The sequence below is a fragment of the Micromonospora sp. 050-3 genome, assembly GCF_046549335.1.
Taxonomy (GTDB): domain Bacteria; phylum Actinomycetota; class Actinomycetes; order Mycobacteriales; family Micromonosporaceae; genus Micromonospora; species Micromonospora trifolii.
This window is the reverse complement of record NZ_JAJPVX010000003.1, coordinates 417755-430184: the sequence shown is the minus strand read 5'-3', so window position 1 is coordinate 430184 and position 12430 is coordinate 417755. Positions and strand designations below refer to the sequence as shown.

Genomic DNA, 12430 nt, shown 5'->3' with positions numbered 1-12430 from the left:
ACGGTCGTCCGGGTCCCCGGACGGCGAGGGTTCCGAGCTGTCCACGGCCACCTCCCTCAGTGACGAAGAGAACTTACAGCAAAGTCCCGAGGGTGAAAATAAGCTACAAAGCCGGCATGTGTCAGCGGGCCCGAGCGTAACGAGTCAGCATCGGCCCCGCACCCCCGTCACCTCGCCATCCACGCCCATTCATGGCCGCACTCGCACGTCGGGTGCGACCATTGGACGAGCAACCAGCAGAGGCTGCCCATGGCACGAGGTGGAGGTGACGATGACCGCGGCGGTGTTCAACCACGAAGGCCCGTGGACCGAAGAGCAGTACCTCGCCCTCGGCGAGACGCAGCAACGCGTCGAACTCTTCGACGGGAGCCTCCACGTGACCCCAGCCCCCACCCCCCGGCACCAACGCATTTCCCGCAGGCTCGGCAACATCCTCGAAACAGCCTCCAAGGCCGCCGGCCTCGAGCTGCTGGAGGCGGTGAACGTCCGGCTCAGACCCGGTCGGATACCGATCCCCGATCTCGTTCTCACCAACCCGATCGATCTCGACGAGCTCACCATCGAGGCGACCGACGTCCAACTGGTCTGCGAAATCATTTCGCCGAGCAACGCGTCCACGGACAAGGTGCTCAAGATGCACTACTACGCGGCTGCCGGCATCGGGTGGTACCTGTTGGTGGAACAGGAGACCGGCACGCTGCACCTTTACCGACGTCAAGGCGGCCACTACGTCGAAGCGGCGTCCGCAAAGCGTGGTGAGGTGTTGGAGTTGGCGGAGCCGGTGCGGGCCACCATTCGGCCGGAGGATCTGCTGGCCTGACGGGTGTCGGTCGGCTGGCCTAGGGTCGGTCCATGACCGAGTTCGACGCGGCCACCGCCGCCGTCCAGGCCGCCCTCGACGCGGGCGCCCGGTACGCCGACGCCCGGGTGATGCACCGCCGCTACGAGTCCATGACCGCGCGCAACGGTGACGTGGAGGAGCTGACCCAGGACGAGAGCATCGGGCTCGGGGTCCGAGCGTTGGTCGGGGCGAGTTGGGGCTTCCACGCCGTACCCGATCTGTCGGACGCCGCCGCCCGCGACGCCGGCCGGCGCGCGACGCGGACCGCCATGGCGAGCGCGCGGGTGCCGGGCCCTCCGGTCGACCTGGTGCCGGTCGAGGCGGTCACCGCGAGCTGGGCCTCCGGCTGCCAGATCGACCCGCTCGGGGTTCCCCTGTCGGACAAGGGCGATCTGCTGGTCGACGCGACCCGCACGATGGCCGAGCACGGCGCGGACCTGGCCGAGGGCCTGTACCAGATCTGGGACACCACAAAGTGGTTCGTCTCCAGCGAGGGCCACCGGATCGACCAGCGCACCCGCGAGTGCGGCGGCGGCATCTCGGCCACCTCGATCGGTGACGGCGAGACGCAGCGCCGGTCCTGGCCGAGCTACCGCGGCCAGTACGGCACCACCGGATGGGAGCTGGTCGAGTCGCTGGACCTGGCCGCGCACGCCGCGCAGATCGCCGAGGAGTCCCGGGCGCTGCTCACCGCGCCGCTCTGCCCGGCCGGCGAGACGGATCTGATCCTCGGCGGCGAGCAGTTGGCCCTGCAGATCCACGAGTCGGTCGGGCACGCCATCGAGTTGGACCGGATCCTCGGCTGGGAGGCGGCGTTCGCCGGCACGTCCTGGCTGGACCTGGCCCAGCTCGGCTCGCTGCGCTACGGCTCGGAGCTGATGAACATCACCATCGACCCGACCATCCCGGGGGCGCTGGGCAGCTTCGGCTTCGACGACGAGGGCTCCCCGGCGGTCAAGCGGGATGCGGTCCGGGACGGCCGCTGGGTGGGTGTGCTCGCCGGCCGGGATTCCGCCGCCATGGCCAGCCTCGACTACGGCGGCAGCGTACGGGCCGACGGGTGGGCCCGGCTGCCGATGGTGCGGATGACGAACGTCGGCCTGGAACCCGGCCCGCACACGTTGGAGGAGATCATCGCGGCCACCGACGACGGCGTGCTGATGGACCTCAACCGGTCCTGGTCGATCGACGACAAGCGGCTCAACTTCCAGTTCGGCTGCGAGATCGGCTGGGAGATCAAGAAGGGGCGGCGGGGGCGGATGCTGCGCAATCCCACGTACACCGGGATCGGCCCGCTGTTCTGGCGCTCGATGGACATGCTCTCCGGCGAGACGGTCTCCTGGGGGACGCCCAACTGCGGCAAGGGCCAACCCGGCCAGGTCGGGCACACCGGCCACCCGGCCGCGCCGGCCCGGTTCCGCAACGTCCGGGTGGGAGTTTCAGCGTGAGCGCGAGGAGTGAGCCGGGGTTGCGAGCCCCGCAGTCGCGAACGAAGGGTGGCTCGGCATGAGTGCGCGGAGTGAGGTTGAGCTGGCGGGGCAGGTTGTCGAGCTGGTCCGGCGTCTTGGCGGGCCGGCCGCGCAGGCCGAGGCGGTGGTGACACGTGCGGACCTGGCGCTGACCCGGTTCGCCAACTCGGGCATCCACCAGAACGTGTCCGAGTCGACCGTCGGGGTCTGGCTGCGGGTGCACGTCGACGGCCGGACGGCTGCCGGCGGGGGCAGCGTGGTCACCGCTGACGGGTTGTCCGCCCTGGTGGAGCGCACCCTGGCCGCGGCGCGGCTGTGCCCGCCGGACCAGGGCTGGCCGGGGCTGGCTCCGCCCATGCCCACGCCGGACGCCCCGCCCGTCGACGAGGCCACCGCTCACGCCGAGCCGGATCAGCGGGCCGATCGGGTGGGGGCGTTCGTGGCCGCTGCCGGGGGCCTCAGCACCGCCGGTTACTGCCGCACCGCGCACCGCTCGTCGGCGTTCGCCAACTCGGCCGGGCACTCGGCGTACGGCCGCTCGGTGGAGGCGGCGATGGACGGCATCGCGCGCCGCGATGGCGCGGACGGGGTGGCCCGGCGCAGCGCCGACCGGCTGTCCGACCTCGACGGCGCCGAGTTGGGCGCGCAGGCGGCCGCGAAGGCACAGGCGGCGGCCGACCCGGTCGAGCTGCCGCCGGGGCACTACGAGGTGGTGTTCGAGCCGGCCGCCGTGGCGGACCTCCTGCAGAACCTGTCCTTCTACGGCTTCAACGGCAAGCGGTACGCCGAGCGGCAGTCGTTCGCCGAGCCGGGCGCCGCACAGTTCGACCGGGCGGTGACAGTGGTGGACGACCCGCTGGGCGGGTCCGGGTTGCCGTTCGACGCGGAGGGCACCGGCCGAGGGGCGCTGACGCTGGTCGAGGCGGGCACCACCCGGGCGGTGGCGCACGACCGCCGGACCGCCGCCCAGGCGGGCGCGGAGTCCACCGGGCACGCCGTGGCGGGGGGTGCCACCTGGGGCCCGATGCCCCGCAATCTGCGACTGACCGGCGCGGTGGCGGGCCCGGCCAGTGCGGTGGGCCGCAGCACGACCGGCGCGGCGGCCGGAGCGGTCGTCGACGCGGACACCGCCGCGTTGGTGGCCGGCGTACGCCGAGGGCTGCTGGTCACCGACCTCTGGTACACGCGGGTGCTCGATCCGAAGAGCCTCGTCGTCACCGGGTTGACCCGCAACGGCGTCTGGCTGATCGAGGACGGCACTGTCGTCCGAGCGGTCCGTGACCTGCGGTTCACCGAGTCGTACCCGCGGGCGCTCGGGCCGGGGGCGGTGCTCGGGCTGGGCGCGCGGGCGGTGCGCCAACCGGAGCGGGTGGACGGTGCCTGGTGGGCGGCGCCCTCGCTGCGGCTGGCGTCCTGGCACTTCACCGGAGGCGCCTCCGGCTGACGTTCCGGCGGCGCGCGCTGATCTTCTCGTCTACGCGCCCAAACCGGCGCGTCGAGGGCTTTTCCGCAGGCCAGACACACGGGACACTCCCTTGCGCGGACGGCTCGCGGAGATCGGCGTAACGTGTGTCACTTAGCTGCGTCGGTCGATCCGGCGTGGTCGTTGGTGTGCGCATGACGTGGCAGCGGGTGCGGGTTCGCCGGTCCGCGTGCCGACCGGAGAGAGACCAGCCCGCCCGTACGGGCCCGTCGAGGAGACGACTCGAATGACTTCAACGGCAACGAGGCCGAGGGGGGCGCGGGCGCGCGCCGCCATCGCGGCGAAGACGTTGCGTACCGACCGATGGTGGTTCGCCCCGCTGATCACCGTGATCGGGCTCAGCGCCTGGGTCGCGTACGCGACGGTCCGGGTCTTCATGCACAAGTGGTACTGGGTGGACCAGTTCCACTACCTGACCCCGTTCTACTCCCCGTGCGTGACAGACCGGTGTGTCGAGGAAGCCTCGCACTTCGGCCGGTTCCTGCCCGGCTGGTGGATCATCCCGGACGCCGCGCTGACCCTGCCGTTCCTGCTGCTGTTCCGGCTCACCTGCTACTACTACCGCAAGGCCTACTACCGGTCGTTCTGGCTGTCGCCGCCGGCCTGCGCCGTCCCGGACGGTCACAAGGAGTACGGCGGTGAGACCCGCTTCCCGCTGCTCGGGCAGAACCTGCACCGCTACTTCTTCTACGCCGCCGCGATCATCTCGCTGATCAACACCTGGGACGCGATCCTCGCCTTCCACTCGCCGAAGGGCTTCGGCTTCGGGCTGGGCAACATCATCCTGCTGCTCAACGTGGTGATGCTCTGGGCGTACACGATCTCCTGCCACTCCTGCCGGCACATCATCGGCGGTCGGCTCAAGCACTTCTCCAAGCACCCGGTGCGGTACAAGGCCTGGACCTTCGTCTCGGCCCTGAACGTCCGGCACATGCAGCTCGCCTGGATCACCCTCGGCACCCTGGCGCTGGCCGATTTCTACATCATGGCGCTCGCGGCCGGCTGGTTCTCCGACCTGCGGTTCATCAACTAAAGGGCCCCTGACATGACCACAACCACTCGCATCGAACGACACCACTACGACGTCGTCGTCATCGGGGCCGGCGGCGCCGGTCTGCGCGCGGCGATCGAGGCCCGGCTGGCCGGCAAGAAGACCGCGATCATCTCCAAGTCGCTGTTCGGCAAGGCGCACACGGTGATGGCCGAGGGCGGCGCGGCCGCCGCGATGGGCAATGTGAACAGCCGGGACAACTGGCAGGTGCACTTCCGCGACACCATGCGCGGCGGCAAGTTCCTCAACAACTTCCGGATGGCCGAGCTGCACGCGAAGGAGTCGCCGCAGCGGATCTGGGAGCTCGAGACGTACGGTGCGCTCTTCGACCGCACCAAGGACGGCAAGATCTCGCAGCGCAACTTCGGCGGCCACGAGTACCCGCGCCTGGCGCACGTGGGCGACCGGACCGGCCTGGAGCTGATCCGCACCCTCCAGCAAAAGATCGTCTCGCTCCAGCAGGAGGACCAGCGGGAGTTCGGCTCGTACGACGCCCGGATCAGGGTTTTCTCCGAGACGACCATCACCGAGCTGCTGCTCGACGGTGACCGGGTGGCCGGCGCGTTCGGCTACTACCGCGAGTCGGGCGAGTTCATCCTCTTCGAGGCGCCGGCGGTCGTGCTGGCCACCGGCGGCGTCGGGCGCTCCTACAAGGTCACTTCGAACTCCTGGGAGTACACCGGGGACGGGCACGCGCTGGCGCTGCGCGCCGGGGCGACGCTGATCAACATGGAGTTCCTCCAGTTCCACCCGACCGGCATGGTCTGGCCGCCCTCGGTGAAGGGCATCCTGGTCACCGAGTCGGTGCGTGGTGACGGCGGCGTCCTGAAGAACTCCGAGGGTAAGCGGTTCATGTTCGACTACGTCCCCGACGTCTTCCGCAAGCAGTACGCGGAGACCGAGGAGGAGGCGGACCGCTGGTACACCGACCCGGACAACAACCGGCGCCCGCCGGAGCTGCTGCCCCGCGACGAGGTGGCCCGCGCGATCAACAGCGAGGTCAAGGCCGGCCGGGGCTCCCCCGCCGGCGGTGTCTTCCTGGACATCGCGAGCCGGCGCTCGGCCGACGAGATCCGCCGCCGGCTGCCCTCGATGTACCACCAGTTCAAGGAGCTGGCCGACGTCGACATCACTGCCGAGCCGATGGAGGTCGGGCCAACCTGCCACTACGTGATGGGTGGCGTCGAGGTGGACCCGGATTCGGGTGCCGCCTTCGGCCACGTACGCGGGCTGTTCGCCGCCGGTGAGGTCTCCGGCGGCATGCACGGCTCCAACCGACTCGGCGGCAACTCCCTGTCCGACCTGCTGGTCTTCGGCAAGCGGGCGGGCGGGCACGCGGCCAGCTACGCCGACGGGCTGACCGCCCGGCCGAAGGTGGCTGTGGACGAGGTCGAGGCCGCCGTGGAGACCGCCCTCGCTCCGCTGCAGCGGGACACCGGCGAGAACCCGTACACCCTTCAGCAGGACCTCCAGGTGGTCATGGGGGACCTGGTGGGCATCATCCGCCGGGAGGGCGAGCTGGCCGACGCGCTGGTCCGGCTCGCCGAGCTGCGTGAGCGGGTGGCCAAGGTAAGCGCGGCCGGCGGCCGACGCTACAACCCGGGCTGGCACCTGGCCCTGGACCTGCGCAACATGCTGGTGGTCTCGGAGTGCACCGCGAAGGCGGCGCTGGAGCGGCAGGAGTCGCGCGGCGGGCACACCCGGGAGGACTACCCGGCGATGGAGCCGAAGTGGCGGCAGGTCAACCTGGTCTGCGCGCTGGACGGCGACACCGTGCAGCTGACCCGCAAGCCGCTGCCGACGATGCGGCCGGAGCTGATCGGCCTCTTCGACCGGGCCGAGCTGGGCAAATACCTCACCGACGAGGAGCTCGCCGACTTCGATGCCCTCGTTGCCGACGCTGGAGAGGCGGACAACCGATGAGCGGGAAGCGTCAGTTCCGGATCTGGCGGGGCGACGAGAGCGGCGGTGACCTCCAGGACTACATGGTGGAGGTGAATGAGGGCGAGGTCGTCCTCGACGTCATCCACCGCCTGCAGGCCACCGACGCGCCCGACCTGGCCTGCCGGTGGAACTGCAAGGCCGGCAAGTGCGGCTCGTGCTCCATGGAGATCAACGGCAAGCCACGGCTGGGTTGCATGACGCGAATGTCGACCTTCGGCGACGACGAGACCGTCACTGTCACCCCGCTGCGTACCTTCCCGGTCATCCGGGACCTGGTCACCGACGTCTCGTTCAACTACGAGAAGGCACGGGAGACCCCGGCGTTCGCCCCTCCGGCGGACGTGGCCCCGGGTGACTACCGGATGCAGCAGGTCGACGTGGAGCGCTCGCAGGAGTTCCGCAAGTGCATCGAGTGCTTCCTGTGCCAGACGGTCTGCCACGTGATCCGCGATCACGAGGAGAACAAGCAGGCGTTCTCCGGCCCTCGGTACTTCATCCGGGCGGCCGAGCTGGACATGCACCCGCTGGACGCCCGGACCGACCGCAAGGAGTACGCGCAGGCCGAACAGGGCCTCGGCTTCTGCAACATCACCAAGTGCTGCACCGAGGTCTGCCCCGAGCACATCAAGATCACTGACAACGGGATCATCCCCATGAAGGAACGGGTCGTCGACCGCAGGTACGATCCCCTTGTGTGGCTTGGTAGCAAGATCTTCCGTCGGGGCGAGACGCCCCAGACCAGCGTGACCACCGCCCGTCAGGGCTCGGCGACGCCGGGCTCCGCCCGAGGTGGGGTGCACTCGCACGCGGGTGGCTCCCACGATTCGCGGGCTGAGGCGCAGGCGCAGAGCGGCGTCAACTGGGACCGGGAGGTGCCCCACCCGACCGCTCCGGCGGTCGACGACCGGGGCCGGTTGCCGCTGACCGAGCTCACCTTCGACCGGGCCGCCGCGCCGTCGCCGTTCGGCGACGACGTGACCTTCCCGCTGCCTCCGGAGCACCTCAACTTCGCGCACCCGGAGCAGGACAACAAGCACTGACCACCCGAACAACAACGGGGGCCGTGGCAGTAGCCACGGCCCCCGTCCCACGTCCAGCCCTCGGACCCCTCGCCCCCCGCGTTGATCATGAAGTTGTTGCCACGACACGCCGCCCGTGGTGGCAATAACTTCATGATCAACGCGAGTTGAGCAGGAGGGGGCGGAGGGCGGCCACTATGGGGGCGTCGGCGGGGAGCCAGGTGACCGAGTCCAGTTCGTCGGCGGTGAGCCAGCGGAGCGCCTCGTGCTCCAACGCCTGTGGCTGGTCGCCGCCGAGCAGGCGGGCCGCGTACACCTTGAGCACCGAGCGGCCGTGCGCCATCCGTACGTTGCGGCCGACCCGGTCGCCGATCTCGACGCGTACGGCCAACTCCTCGGCGCACTCCCGGATCAACGCGTCGGTCTCGGCCTCCCCCGGCTCGACCTTTCCGCCCGGAAACTCCCACATGCCCGCTACCTCGGGTGGGGCGGAACGCGCACAGGCGAGCACCCGCCCATCCCGGATGATCGCCGCACCGACGATCACCTTCAGGTCCCGTCGTTCGGCCTGCCCGCCATCATTCGCCCGTTCGGTCCGCACGGGCGTCCAGGGTGCCAGATCAATCGGCGGTTTGGGTACCGTAGCCGTCCGCTAGGCCAATAAGACACGGAAGTGTGGGCGTGGACACCCCCTCCGAGCAGCGAGAGACTAGGAGACACCGACAAGACACGGGATGGCGACGATTTGGCCACAAGCCGGCAACGGCGCTTGGGGGGTGCGGTGATGCGCGTGCTGTTCAACAGCAGGGCCAAGCACGACTACCTTTCCGACGCGTTGACCTTGCTATCTGGTTGGACGCGCGAGGGCGAGCAGATCCGACGGACGCTCGTGATCGACGATACCCAACACGCCGCACTAACTGAACGGGTCAAGGTCGTCGCGGATGCGCTGCATCTGCGACCCGAGATCAGCCGCCGGGCCGACAGCACCCAGATCCGGGTGGGGCACGGCAGCGGCGGCCCCCTGACCGAGGGCGAGGTGCTGTTGGCCGCCCGCATCGAGGATGCCTACCGGGCGGTCACCGAATCCTGAATCCCGGCAGACAGCTGAGGGTTTCCTGAAAGGCGCTCGGGTACCAGTTCGGTACGGGAGTAGACAAGGCCCCCGAAACCGACCGGATCTTCCAAACAGCGCTTTTCAGGAGCTGAGATGACCACGCCCACCCAGAATCGCGCCAAGGACAATGTCGAGCACGCCGGGCAGCACGACGTCCGCCGGGTCCACCGTGGCGGCGACGAGACGAAGCCGTCCTGGAAGACCAGCGAGCTGGCAATCTACGTACTCGCCGTCATCGGTGTGCTGATCGCTTCGAACGCCGTCGGGGATGGTGCCGCGAACGACGGCGGCGACTACTTCGCCGCCGACAAGGCCTGGTGGTTCATCACCCTGCTCACCATCGGCTACCTGGTGAGCCGCGGTCTGGCCAAGGCTGGCAGCCGCAGCACGGACCACGACCCGCGCAGCGACCACTGACGCATCCCGCTAGCCCCGCGGCTCCCATTTTCCGATGAGAACCGCGGGGCTCGCGTGTGGACGTGCTCACGCGTCTACCCGGGCGTCCTGCGGGTACCAGCGCAGCTCCACCGAGTTGCCGTCCGGGTCCCGCACATAGATCGAGGTCGCCGAACCACGGGCACCGAACCGGCTGACCGGGCCGGTCAGCACCGTGAAGACTCCCGATCCGATCACCTGCTCCCAGTCCAGTGGTGCCACCACCAGGCAGAAGTGGTCCACGTTCGCGCCGTGCGGCTCACCTCGGACGAGGTCGATGATGCTGTCGGGGCTGATCCGCACCGACGGGAACGGGACGCTGCCCGCGCGCCACTCGTCGACCCGTACCGGCGCGAGCCCGAGCCGGCCACAGTAGAAGTCAAGGGACCGTTCCACGTCGGCGACGGTCAGCACCAGGTGGTCGAAACCGGTTACCCGCACCGCGCTCACGCCTCCTCCAGCCCGGCCGCCGCGCGCAGCCAGCCACTGAACAGGGCCGGGTCGATGTCGGCGACCTCGCGCAACTTCACCGCCGCCATCGCCCGCGCACCGGGGATCAGCCGCCCCGACGGGTCGGCGATCTCCTGCCCCCGCCACAGCCCGAAGGTGACGTACGACCCGTACGCCTTGACCAGGCAGACCGGGCGCTGGCCGGGCCGGTCGCCCAGGCCCCAGACCGGGTGCCCGTGCCACATCGCGCCGGTCGCGCCGGGCAGGGCCGCCGCGATGATCGGCGTCAGCTTCTCGCCGATCTCGCGCAGTGGGCCGGCCAGGCCGGTCAGGTAGTCGTCAATGCTCACGTCAGAGCCTTCCGCTCGGTGTTTCCTGCCGCGTTCACGATCCCCGGACGAGGGACGCCGACCAAGACCTGATGCCGCTACGATCGTTGCCTACAGGTCAACGATGGGAACGGTGTGCTGGAGCGGTACGAGGTCGAGACGTTCCTGACCCTCGCGGAGGAACTGCACTTCGGCCGGACCGCCGAGCGGTTGACAGTCAGCACCGGCCGGGTCAGCCACATCGTGAAGAAGCTGGAACGCCGGATCGGCGCACCGCTGTTCGCCCGCACCAGTCGGGTCGTCCGGCTCACCCCGATCGGCCGGCAGCTCGCCGACGAGCTGGCCCCGCTGGTCGCCGAGATGGATGGCGCGGTCCGCCGCGCGACCGACGCCGCCCGGGGCGTCACCGGGACGCTGCGGGTGGCTTTCCTCGGCGAATGGACAGCGCCGGTGCTGCTCCGGGCGGTGGCCCTGTTTGGCGAACGGCACCCGGAGTGCCGGGTGGAGGTGCACGAGGCGCAGTTGTCCACCACCCGATCGGGGCTGCTCGACGGCTCGACCGACGTGTTGATCGCCTCGTACCCGTTCGACGGGATGGCCACCGGCCCGGCGCTGCTCTCCGAGGACCGGGTGCTGGCGGTGGCGGCGGGTCACCCGCTCACCCGGGAGCGGTCGGTGTCGTTGGAGGTGCTCGCCGACCACCCGGTGGTGCAGTACCCGACAGTGACGTCGCTGGAGTTCAAGCGGGACCGCACCCCGGAGCGCACCCCGTCCGGCCGGCCCGTGCCGAAGGGACCCGCCGGGAACACCTTCTCCGAGATGCTGTCACTGGTCGCGCTCGACCGGGGTGTCCTGCCGGTGGGCGAGCACACGCGGCGCTACTACCCGCGGCCCGACGTGGCGTACGTGCCCATCCACGACGCGCCACCGATCGAACGAGGGCCGGTCTGGCTGCCCAGTAACACCACCACCCGGGTACGCGAGTTCGTCCGCGCCGCGACCGACGCGAACCCCCGATGAGGCACGCCGAGTTTCGCCACCACCGGCTGGTCCAGGTGTACGACGCGGAGTGCCGGTGGGGGCCGGACGACGACTTCTTCCAGACGGTGGTCGACGAGACCCCGGCCGCCCGGGTGCTCGACCTCGGCTGCGGCACCGGCCGGCTGACCATTGCCCTCGCCGCCGCCGGCCACACCGTCACCGGTGTGGACCCGGCCGAGGCGTCCCTGGCCGCCGCCCGTGCCAAACCGGGCGGTGAGCGGGTGACCTGGCTCGCGGGCACCTCGACGCTGCTGCCGGAGAGGGCGTTCGACGTGGCGGTGCTGACCAGCCACGTCGCCCAGTTCTTCGTGGACGACGCGGAGTTGGCGCGTACCCTCGCCGACCTGGCCCGGGCGCTCGTGCCCGGCGGCCGGCTGGTGTTCGACGCCCGCGACCCGGCGGACCGTCGCTGGGAGCTGTGGAACCCGGTGGATTCGCACCGGCTGGTCACGCTGCCCGACGGCGGCGAGGTCCACGCCTGGACCGAGGTCACCGGGGTACGCGACGGAGTGGTCGACTTCACCCACCACTACCACTTCGACGACGGGGAAGAACTCCTCAGCTCGGCGACAGTGCGCTTCCGCACCGAGGCCGAGCTGCGCACCTCCCTGACCAGGGCGGGCTTCATTGTGGACCGCGTCCACGGGGGCTGGCACGGCGAGCCCGTCGGCCACGGCGACGGCGAGTTCGTTGTCCTCGCCCGGGTGGGCACGCTGGCACCGGTTTTCTAGCCTGGAATACATGGCGAACATCGCGTACGACCGCAAAGAGCAGGTCCAGCAGATTGAGAGTGGCCTCCTCGAAGGCGAGCAGATCATCGCCGTCTACGACGCCGTCGGCACCGGCACCGGGTTCATCGGGCTGACCGACCGCCGCGTGATCATCCAGGACCGGTCCTTTGTCGGGAAGCGGTTCGCGATCACCAGCATCCCGTACTCGAAGATCACCAGCGTGAGTGTGGTCAGCAACAAGTCGTGGGGCGGGTCGTTCTTCTCCACCGGCGCCATCGCCATCCACGTCGGCACGCACACCTACGAGGTGGAGTTCCGTGGCGCGCAGAAGAGCCACCACGTGCACAACGTGATCCTGCACCACATCTCCTGACCGCATGTCCCGTCGTGGGCCCGGCTGGCGTAATTGCCTTGCCGGGCCCGCGGCGTCTCTGGTGTCCTCGGTCGACAGCCGCGCGAAGGGAGCAGCCACCATGCCCAACACGACGAAGTCCCCCGAACCAACCGTCATCCGACCCGA

14 protein-coding genes are annotated in these 12430 nt (G+C 70.0%); 11 read left to right on the top strand and 3 right to left on the bottom strand.

All coding sequences use genetic code 11. The features are described from left to right. The first annotated feature begins 271 nt into the window (after window positions 1–271). The 6 genes from ACLJOK_RS30070 to ACLJOK_RS30045 all read left to right on the top strand — a co-directional run bounded on the left by ACLJOK_RS30070 (window position 272) and on the right by ACLJOK_RS30045 (window position 7828). Window positions 272–820: a Uma2 family endonuclease gene (locus ACLJOK_RS30070; RefSeq protein ID WP_410821891.1), complete on the top strand. Its 549-nt coding sequence runs from the start codon at window positions 272–274 to the stop codon at window positions 818–820. Between the two features lie 32 nt (window positions 821–852). Then, window positions 853–2289, top strand: coding sequence for a TldD/PmbA family protein (locus tag ACLJOK_RS30065; protein ID WP_410821890.1), 1437 nt, complete (start codon window positions 853–855; stop codon window positions 2287–2289). Between the two features lie 58 nt (window positions 2290–2347). Further along, window positions 2348–3754, top strand: coding sequence for a TldD/PmbA family protein (locus ACLJOK_RS30060; protein WP_410821889.1), 1407 nt, complete (start codon window positions 2348–2350; stop codon window positions 3752–3754). Window positions 3755–4019: 265 nt separating this feature from the next. Beyond that, on the top strand, window positions 4020–4826 hold the full coding sequence (locus ACLJOK_RS30055; RefSeq protein ID WP_112583731.1) for a hypothetical protein: 807 nt from the start codon (window positions 4020–4022) through the stop codon (window positions 4824–4826). Between the two features lie 12 nt (window positions 4827–4838). After that, window positions 4839–6767, top strand: a complete 1929-nt coding sequence (locus ACLJOK_RS30050) for a fumarate reductase/succinate dehydrogenase flavoprotein subunit (protein WP_410821888.1) — start codon at window positions 4839–4841, stop codon at window positions 6765–6767. After that, on the top strand, window positions 6764–7828 hold the full coding sequence (locus ACLJOK_RS30045) for a succinate dehydrogenase/fumarate reductase iron-sulfur subunit (protein WP_410821887.1): 1065 nt from the start codon (window positions 6764–6766) through the stop codon (window positions 7826–7828). Before ACLJOK_RS30050 ends, ACLJOK_RS30045 begins: the two co-directional genes overlap by 4 nt. 136 nt (window positions 7829–7964) lie before the next feature. On the opposite strand, the gene ACLJOK_RS30040 is transcribed toward ACLJOK_RS30045, so the two are convergent. Further along, a complete protein-coding gene (locus ACLJOK_RS30040; protein ID WP_210785865.1) occupies window positions 7965–8408 on the bottom strand; it encodes a (deoxy)nucleoside triphosphate pyrophosphohydrolase in 444 nt (147 codons plus the stop codon). 183 nt (window positions 8409–8591) lie between these two features. On the opposite strand from ACLJOK_RS30040, the gene ACLJOK_RS30035 reads away from it, so the two are divergent. Together ACLJOK_RS30035 and ACLJOK_RS30030 are read left to right on the top strand one after the other, a co-directional pair. Then, window positions 8592–8900, top strand: coding sequence for a 4a-hydroxytetrahydrobiopterin dehydratase (locus tag ACLJOK_RS30035; protein ID WP_030491895.1), 309 nt, complete (start codon window positions 8592–8594; stop codon window positions 8898–8900). Between the two features lie 117 nt (window positions 8901–9017). Beyond that, a complete protein-coding gene (locus tag ACLJOK_RS30030) occupies window positions 9018–9341 on the top strand; it encodes a hypothetical protein (RefSeq protein WP_410821886.1) in 324 nt (107 codons plus the stop codon). Window positions 9342–9407: 66 nt separating this feature from the next. On the opposite strand, the gene ACLJOK_RS30025 is transcribed toward ACLJOK_RS30030, so the two are convergent. Both ACLJOK_RS30025 and ACLJOK_RS30020 read right to left on the bottom strand, forming a co-directional pair. Then, complete coding sequence (locus ACLJOK_RS30025; RefSeq protein WP_410821885.1) at window positions 9408–9809, bottom strand: VOC family protein; 402 nt, start codon at window positions 9807–9809, stop codon at window positions 9408–9410. Beyond that, window positions 9806–10159, bottom strand: a complete 354-nt coding sequence (locus tag ACLJOK_RS30020) for a DUF1801 domain-containing protein (protein ID WP_410821884.1) — start codon at window positions 10157–10159, stop codon at window positions 9806–9808. Before ACLJOK_RS30020 ends, ACLJOK_RS30025 begins: the two co-directional genes overlap by 4 nt. A 114-nt stretch (window positions 10160–10273) precedes the next feature. Between ACLJOK_RS30020 and ACLJOK_RS30015 the strand changes: the two genes are divergently transcribed. Genes ACLJOK_RS30015 through ACLJOK_RS30005 form a run of 3 tightly spaced genes read left to right on the top strand, consistent with a single transcriptional unit; the run spans window position 10274 to window position 12283 of the window. Continuing rightward, window positions 10274–11158 carry a LysR family transcriptional regulator gene (locus tag ACLJOK_RS30015; protein ID WP_410821883.1) on the top strand — a complete coding sequence of 295 codons (885 nt, stop codon included), beginning with the start codon at window positions 10274–10276 and terminating at the stop codon, window positions 11156–11158. Continuing rightward, window positions 11155–11910: a class I SAM-dependent methyltransferase gene (locus tag ACLJOK_RS30010; protein WP_410821882.1), complete on the top strand. Its 756-nt coding sequence runs from the start codon at window positions 11155–11157 to the stop codon at window positions 11908–11910. The genes ACLJOK_RS30015 and ACLJOK_RS30010 overlap by 4 nt, the downstream gene beginning before the upstream one ends. 10 nt (window positions 11911–11920) lie before the next feature. Then, window positions 11921–12283 carry a PH domain-containing protein gene (locus tag ACLJOK_RS30005; protein WP_030337500.1) on the top strand — a complete coding sequence of 121 codons (363 nt, stop codon included), beginning with the start codon at window positions 11921–11923 and terminating at the stop codon, window positions 12281–12283. Window positions 12284–12430: the final 147 nt, after the last annotated feature.

What these genes read in the sequence shown, in the direction of transcription:
- ACLJOK_RS30070 (WP_410821891.1), top strand. Translation starts at nt 272, where the DNA reads ATGACCGCGGCGGTGTTCAACCACGAAGGCCCGTGGACCGAAGAGCAG.
- ACLJOK_RS30065 (WP_410821890.1), top strand. Translation starts at nt 853, where the DNA reads ATGACCGAGTTCGACGCGGCCACCGCCGCCGTCCAGGCCGCCCTCGAC.
- ACLJOK_RS30060 (WP_410821889.1), top strand. Translation starts at nt 2,348, where the DNA reads ATGAGTGCGCGGAGTGAGGTTGAGCTGGCGGGGCAGGTTGTCGAGCTG.
- ACLJOK_RS30055 (WP_112583731.1), top strand. Translation starts at nt 4,020, where the DNA reads ATGACTTCAACGGCAACGAGGCCGAGGGGGGCGCGGGCGCGCGCCGCC.
- ACLJOK_RS30050 (WP_410821888.1), top strand. Translation starts at nt 4,839, where the DNA reads ATGACCACAACCACTCGCATCGAACGACACCACTACGACGTCGTCGTC.
- ACLJOK_RS30045 (WP_410821887.1), top strand. Translation starts at nt 6,764, where the DNA reads ATGAGCGGGAAGCGTCAGTTCCGGATCTGGCGGGGCGACGAGAGCGGC.
- ACLJOK_RS30035 (WP_030491895.1), top strand. Translation starts at nt 8,592, where the DNA reads ATGCGCGTGCTGTTCAACAGCAGGGCCAAGCACGACTACCTTTCCGAC.
- ACLJOK_RS30030 (WP_410821886.1), top strand. Translation starts at nt 9,018, where the DNA reads ATGACCACGCCCACCCAGAATCGCGCCAAGGACAATGTCGAGCACGCC.
- ACLJOK_RS30010 (WP_410821882.1), top strand. Translation starts at nt 11,155, where the DNA reads ATGAGGCACGCCGAGTTTCGCCACCACCGGCTGGTCCAGGTGTACGAC.
- ACLJOK_RS30005 (WP_030337500.1), top strand. Translation starts at nt 11,921, where the DNA reads ATGGCGAACATCGCGTACGACCGCAAAGAGCAGGTCCAGCAGATTGAG.